Genomic DNA, 7,096 nt, shown 5'->3' on the forward strand with positions numbered 1-7,096 from the left:
GCGAATCGAATTATACAGTACATTTAGCAAATGTCAACTAAAATTATCGAAAATTTTAACTAACTGTGTTATACTGTCTGCTTCGTTTTCTTCACCGCGTCAGCAGCGAAGAACCGAACTATACGCCCCAAAACAAAACCAGTCAACACCTTTCGCAAAATTATTTCTAGAAATTTAACCACCACCCTGTTTTAACAGGGTTTTTATTTTATAAAAAAACTCCAACAACCTTTCTACACAATCCATACATACAAAAAATACAAAACAAAGGCCGTCTGAAATGCTCTTTCAGACGGCCTTTTGAATTTGACCTTCGCTTTAATTTATATTGTTGCCGCTTGTTTTTTGGTATGATGTTTCTTTGATCCTTTATATCAGCCTCGAGTTTGCTATGTCTGTCTATACAAGTGTTTCCGACGCTCAAATGCGTGACTTCCTTCTGCAATATGATTTGGGAGATTTTGTTTCTTTGCAGGGGATTGCTCAAGGAATTACTAATAGTAATTATTTTTTGACAACTTCAACCGGTCGTTATGTCTTGACTGTTTTTGAGGTTTTAAAATCAGATGAACTGCCTTTCTTTTTAGAACTCAACCAGCATTTGAGTCTGAATGGTGTTGCCTGCGCTGCTCCGATTGCTCGCAAAGATGGCAGACTGCATTCTATTTTGGCCGGAAAACCGGCTTGTTTGGTTACTTGTTTGAATGGCTCGGATACCGGCTGGCCAACTGAGGCTCAATGCTTCCATACCGGTGCTATGCTGGCCAAAATGCATTTAGCCGGTCAAGACTTTCCTTTAAAAATGAAAAATCCTCGTTATGATGACTGGTGGCATAATGCCTGCACTCAATTGCTACCTGTTTTAGATTCTGAGGACGCCGCACTGCTTCAATCTGAAATTGCTGCTTTAGATGAAAATCTAGGAGAGCATTTGCCTTCCGGTATTATCCATGCCGATTTATTTAAGGACAACGTATTGCTTAATGGAGATGAAGTTTCCGGCTTTATCGATTTCTATTATGCGTGTAACGGCAATTTCATGTACGACCTGGCAATTGCGGTTAATGATTGGGCACGAACAGCTGATAACGAATTAGACCCTGTCCTTTATGATGCCTTTATCCATGGCTATGAAAGCGTACGTCCATTATCTAATGAAGAACGCGCGTATTTCCCTACTGCACAAAGAGCCGGATGTATTCGTTTCTGGGTATCTCGCCTGCTCGATTTCCATTTCCCTCAATCAGGAGAAATGACGTTTATTAAAGATCCAAATGTATTTAGGGATCTGCTATTGAGTCTTAATTAGAGATAGCCATAAACTATTACAATCCAATTTAGATAAGTTTAAAAGTTTTTCTCTTCCTTAAAATCCTCTAAATTCTTTCTATTCAAATTTAGAGGATTTTTCACGTGTCTTTTGCCAGATTCTCTAATAACACTCCCCTATCAAATCACTATTCATCCATAAGTTATGAAACATTTTGCTTGATACTGCTCCCATACCCTAAATTCATCTATTAATATGAAAAACTCACTCTACTTTTTTAAGTAAGCTTTTCATATTAATTGCTCTATCTCCCAACTTCTCATGAGAGCATATTACACATGGCATTCTTATTGTTCTTTCTTATAAGAACCCAACAAATCCAATTCAAGATATAAAAAATGCGGCCTAAATAGGCCGCATTTACTTTGCTTCGTCTTTTCAGACGGCCTTTTCAGGCCGTCTGAAAGTCAGATTACCATTGGTAACCAACTGCTGCGGTAGCACCGAAGTGACCACGTGAGTTGCCGGAAGCAGTACCTTTGATGATCCAGTTACCACCATCGGAGATGCTAGAGAAGCCGACAGCGTAACCGGTTTCACCGCGGTAGTGACCGCCACCGATAGCCAGCATGCTCTTACCTGGCAAGTAAGCTTGTGGCAGACCGGCAGTAGCCAGAGCTTGAGCCACACCTGCGCGGGCGTTGTTGTCAACCTTGTTCACATTGCTGTTCACATCGCCGAATTTTTGGTTCAGCTGGTCAACGTTAACCGCATCGGTACCTTTCTTACCTGGAGCAACATTTTGGATAGTAGTGTTGCCGGCATCGATACCACCTTGGTTGATGGTTACAGGACCTGCTTTCAGTTCGTTAGTAGTAACACTGTTAACGGTCAGATCACGGTTCAAGCTAACTTCCAACGCATCGCCGTCTTTCTTAACGGAGATGTTTTTAAATCCTTTCTCCGAAGTCTGACCGGTTGCTTTGTCGAATACTTGAACTTTAGTATCCCCACCTTTAATCTGAATAGTGTTATTCAGTGGTTTGGTGATTTCTTTGTTTTCCTCATCACGCAAACCGAAGGTGCCATCAGCATCTTTACCGTCTTTACCATCTTTACCGTCTTTCACAACTTTAGAAGTTTTGATGGCTTTACCATCTTTATCAAAGTTTGTGACAGTGATAGTGGTCTCACCTTTAGCATCGTCACGTGTAACTTCAGCTTCAGCTGACTTACCGTTTTTACCATCTTTCACAACTTTAGAAGTGGTATTGATGACTTGGCCATCTTTATCCAGGTTTCTAACAGTGATAGTGGTTTCACCTTTAGCATCATCACGTGTAACTTCAGCTTCAGCTGACTTACCATTGTCGCCGGTATCACCCTTAGCTGCAGCTGTACCATCTTTAACAATGGTAGTAGTGGTTTTACCTTCGCCATCAGTGATGGTTACAGTGTGAGTGCCGTTGCCGTTGTCTTTAACTTCGGCTTTGGCATTCTTACCGTCTGCACCGGTATCACCTTTGGCACCGTCTTTAACGATGGTAGTAGTGGTTTTACCTTCGCCATCAGTGATGGTTACAGTGTGAGTGCCGTTGCCGTTGTCTTTAACGTCGGCTTTAGCATTCTTACCGTCTACACCGTCTTTAATGATAGTGGTAGTGGTGTTACCGTCACCGTCAGTGATGGTTACAGTGTGGGTGCCGTTACCGTTGTCTTTAACGTCGGCTTTGGCGTTCTTACCGTCTGCACCTTTAGCACCGGTATCACCCTTAGCTGCAGCTGTACCATCTTTAACGATGGTAGTGGTGGTTTTACCTTCGCCATCGGTGATGGTTACAGTATGAGTGCCGTTGCCGTTGTCTTTAACTTCGGCTTTAGCATTCTTACCGTCCGCACCGGTGTCACCTTTCGCACCGTCTTTAACGATGGTAGTAGTGGTGTTACCTTCGCCATCGGTGATGGTTACAGTGTGAGTGCCGTTGCCGTTGTCTTTAACGTCGGCTTTAGCGTTCTTACCGTCTGCACCGTCTTTAATGATAGTAGTAGTGGTATTACCTTCGCCATCAGTGATGGTTACAGTGTGAGTGCCGTTGCCGTTGTCTTTAACGTCAGCTTTAGCATTCTTACCGTCTGCACCTTTAGCACCGGTATCACCCTTAGCTGCAGCTGTACCATCTTTAACAATGGTAGTAGTGGTATTACCTTCGCCATCAGTGATGGTTACAGTGTGAGTGCCGTTGCCGTTGTCTTTAACTTCGGCTTTGGCATTCTTACCGTCTGCACCGGTATCACCTTTGGCACCGTCTTTAACGATGGTAGTAGTGGTTTTACCTTCGCCATCAGTGATGGTTACAGTGTGAGTGCCGTTGCCGTTGTCTTTAACGTCGGCTTTAGCATTCTTACCGTCTACACCGTCTTTAATGATAGTGGTAGTGGTGTTACCGTCACCATCAGTGATGGTTACAGTGTGGGTGCCGTTACCGTTGTCTTTAACGTCGGCTTTGGCGTTCTTACCGTCTGCACCTTTAGCACCGGTATCACCTTTAGCAGCAGCTTTACCGTCTTTAACGATGGTAGTAGTGGTATTACCGTTACCGTCTTTAATGGTTACAGTATGAGTGCCGTCGCCGTTATCTTTGACTTCGGCTTCAGCATTCTTACCGGCTGCACCGGTGTCACCTTTCGCACCAGTTGCACCATCTTTAACGATGGTAGTAGTGGTATTACCTTCGCCATCAGTGATGGTTACGGTGTGAGTGCCGTTGCCGTTGTCTTTAACTTCGGCTTTGGCATTCTTACCGTCTGCACCGGTATCACCTTTAGCACCAGTTGCACCGTCTTTAACGATGGTAGTAGTGGTGTTACCGTTACCGTCTTTGATGGTTACAGTATGAGTACCGTTGCCGTTGTCTTTAACGTCGGCTTCAGCGTTCTTACCGTCTGCACCGGTATCACCTTTGGCACCAGTTGCACCGTCTTTAACGATAGTGGTAGTGGTATTACCTTCGCCATCAGTGATGGTTACAGTGTGGGTACCGTTGCCGTTGTCTTTAACTTCGGCTTTGGCGTTCTTACCGTCTGCACCGTCTTTAACGATAGTGGTAGTGGTGTTACCTTCGCCATCAGTGATGGTTACAGTGTGGGTACCGTCGCCGTTGTCTTTAACGTCGGCTTTGGCGTTCTTACCGTCTGCACCGTCTTTAACGATGGTAGTAGTGGTATTACCGTTACCGTCTTTGATGGTTACAGTATGAGTACCGTCGCCGTTGTCTTTAACGTCGGCTTTAGCATTCTTACCATCTGCACCGGTATCACCTTTGGCGCCAGTTGCACCGTCTTTAACGATGGTAGTAGTGGTGTTACCGTTACCGTCTTTGATGGTTACAGTGTGAGTACCGTCGCCGTTGTCTTTAACGTCGGCTTCAGCGTTCTTACCGTCGGCACCGGTTGCACCAGTTGCGCCGGTATCGCCTTTGGCACCAGTTGCACCGTCTTTAACGATGGTAGTAGTGGTGTTACCGTTACCGTCTTTGATGGTTACAGTATGAGTACCGTTGCCGTTGTCTTTAACGTCGGCTTCAGCGTTCTTACCGTCGGCACCGGTTGCACCAGTTGCGCCGGTATCGCCTTTGGCACCAGTTGCACCGTCTTTAACGATGGTAGTAGTGGTGTTACCGTTACCGTCTTTGATGGTTACAGTGTGGGTGCCGTTGCCGTTGTCTTTAACGTCGGCTTCAGCGTTCTTACCGTCGGCACCAGTTGCACCGTCTTTAACGATGGTAGTAGTGGTATTACCGTTACCGTCTTTGATGGTTACAGTGTGAGTACCGTCGCCGTTGTCTTTAACGTCGGCTTCAGCGTTCTTACCGTCGGCACCAGTTGCACCATCTTTAATGATGGTAGTAGTGGTGTTACCGTTACCGTCTTTGATGGTTACAGTATGAGTACCATCGCCGTTGTCTTTAACGTCGGCTTCAGCGTTCTTACCGTCGGCACCGGTATCACCTTTAGCACCAGTTGCACCGTCTTTAACGATGGTAGTAGTGGTGTTACCGTTACCGTCTTTGATGGTTACAGTATGAGTACCGTCACCGTTGTCTTTAACGTCAGCTTCAGCGTTCTTACCGTCGGCACCAGTTGCACCGTCTTTAACGATGGTAGTAGTGGTATTACCGTTACCGTCTTTGATGGTTACAGTGTGAGTACCGTCGCCGTTGTCTTTAACGTCGGCTTCAGCGTTCTTACCGTCGGCACCAGTTGCACCATCTTTAATGATGGTAGTAGTGGTGTTACCGTTACCGTCTTTGATGGTTACAGTATGAGTACCATCGCCGTTGTCTTTAACGTCGGCTTCAGCGTTCTTACCGTCGGCACCGGTATCACCTTTAGCACCAGTTGCACCGTCTTTAACGATGGTAGTAGTGGTGTTACCGTTACCGTCTTTGATGGTTACAGTATGAGTACCGTCACCGTTGTCTTTAACGTCAGCTTCAGCGTTCTTACCGTCGGCACCAGTGTCACCTTTAGCACCAGTTGCACCGTCTTTAACGATAGTAGTAGTGGTATTACCGTTACCGTCTTTGATGGTTACAGTGTGAGTACCGTTGCCGTTGTCTTTAACGTCGGCTTCAGCGTTCTTACCGTCTTTAACGATAGTGGTAGTGGTATTACCTTCGCCATCAGTGATGGTTACAGTGTGAGTACCATCGCCGTTATCTTTAACGTCGGCTTTGGCATTCTTACCGTCTACACCGTCTTTACCGTCTTTAACGATAGTCGTAGTGACTGAACCGGTCTCAAGATCAGTAATAGTGATTGTATGGGTACCGTCACCATTATCTACAACTTCACCTGTGATGCTGCCACCTTTTTCACCAGTGTCACCTTTATCGCCTTTAGCGCCGGCTGCACCAGTGTCACCTTTGTCGCCTTTAGCGCCGGCTGCACCAGTGTCACCTTTGTCGCCTTTAGCGCCAGCTGCACCAGTGTCACCTTTGTCGCCTTTAGCGCCGGCTGCACCAGTGTCACCTTTGTCGCCTTTAGCGCCAGTTGCACCGTCTTTAAGGATGGTAGTAGTGGTATTACCGTTACCGTCTTTGATGGTTACAGTGTGAGTACCGTTGCCGTTGTCTTTAACGTCGGCTTCAGCGTTCTTACCGTCTTTAACGATAGTAGTAGTGGTATTACCTTCGCCATCAGTGATGGTTACAGTGTGAGTACCATCGCCGTTGTCTTTAACGTCGGCTTTAGCATTCTTACCATCTACACCGTCTTTACCGTCTTTAACGATGGTAGTAGTGACTGTACCGGTCTCAAGATCAGTAATAGTGATTGTATGGGTACCGTCACCATTATCTACAACTTCACCTGTGATGCTGCCACCTTTTTCACCAGTGTCACCTTTTTCACCAGTGTCGCCTTTGTCGCCTTTAGCGCCGGCTGCACCAGTGTCACCTTTATCGCCTTTGTCGCCTTTAGCACCGGCTGCGCCAGTGTCACCTTTGTCGCCTTTAGCGCCGGCTGCACCAGTATCACCTTTGTCGCCTTTGTCGCCTTTAGCGCCGGCTGCACCAGTATCACCTTTGTCGCCTTTAGCGCCGGCTGCACCAGTATCACCTTTGTCGCCTTTAGCGCCGGCTGCGCCAGTGTCACCTTTGTCGCCTTTAGCGCCGGCTGCGCCAGTGTCACCTTTATCGCCTTTGTCGCCTTTAGCGCCGGCTGCACCAGTATCACCTTTGTCGCCTTTAGCGCCGGCTGCACCAGTATCACCTTTGTCGCCTTTAGCGCCGGCTACACCAGTATCACCTTTGTCGCCTTTAGCGC

General features: G+C 46.5%; 2 protein-coding genes and 1 pseudogene. 1 reads left to right on the plus strand and 2 read right to left on the minus strand.

The genetic code is table 11. The features are described 5' to 3' along the window. The first annotated feature begins 391 nt into the window (after positions 1-391). Entirely contained in the window at positions 392-1,309 is a 918-nt protein-coding gene (gene thrB / locus DBY97_RS11265; protein WP_107858383.1) for a homoserine kinase, read from the plus strand. A 433-nt stretch (positions 1,310-1,742) separates the two neighbouring features. On the opposite strand, the gene DBY97_RS11530 is transcribed toward thrB, so the two are convergent. Together DBY97_RS11530 and DBY97_RS11640 are read right to left on the minus strand one after the other, a co-directional pair. After that, positions 1,743-2,399: a YadA family autotransporter adhesin gene (locus DBY97_RS11530; RefSeq protein ID WP_234394559.1), complete on the minus strand. Its 657-nt coding sequence runs from the start codon at positions 2,397-2,399 to the stop codon at positions 1,743-1,745. 297 nt (positions 2,400-2,696) lie between these two features. Then, positions 2,697-6,647 (minus strand): annotated as a pseudogene (locus DBY97_RS11640) (beta strand repeat-containing protein); the annotation flags it as partial. Positions 6,648-7,096: the final 449 nt, after the last annotated feature.

The sequence above is a fragment of the Neisseria subflava genome (assembly GCF_003044645.1).
Taxonomy (GTDB): domain Bacteria; phylum Pseudomonadota; class Gammaproteobacteria; order Burkholderiales; family Neisseriaceae; genus Neisseria; species Neisseria subflava_B.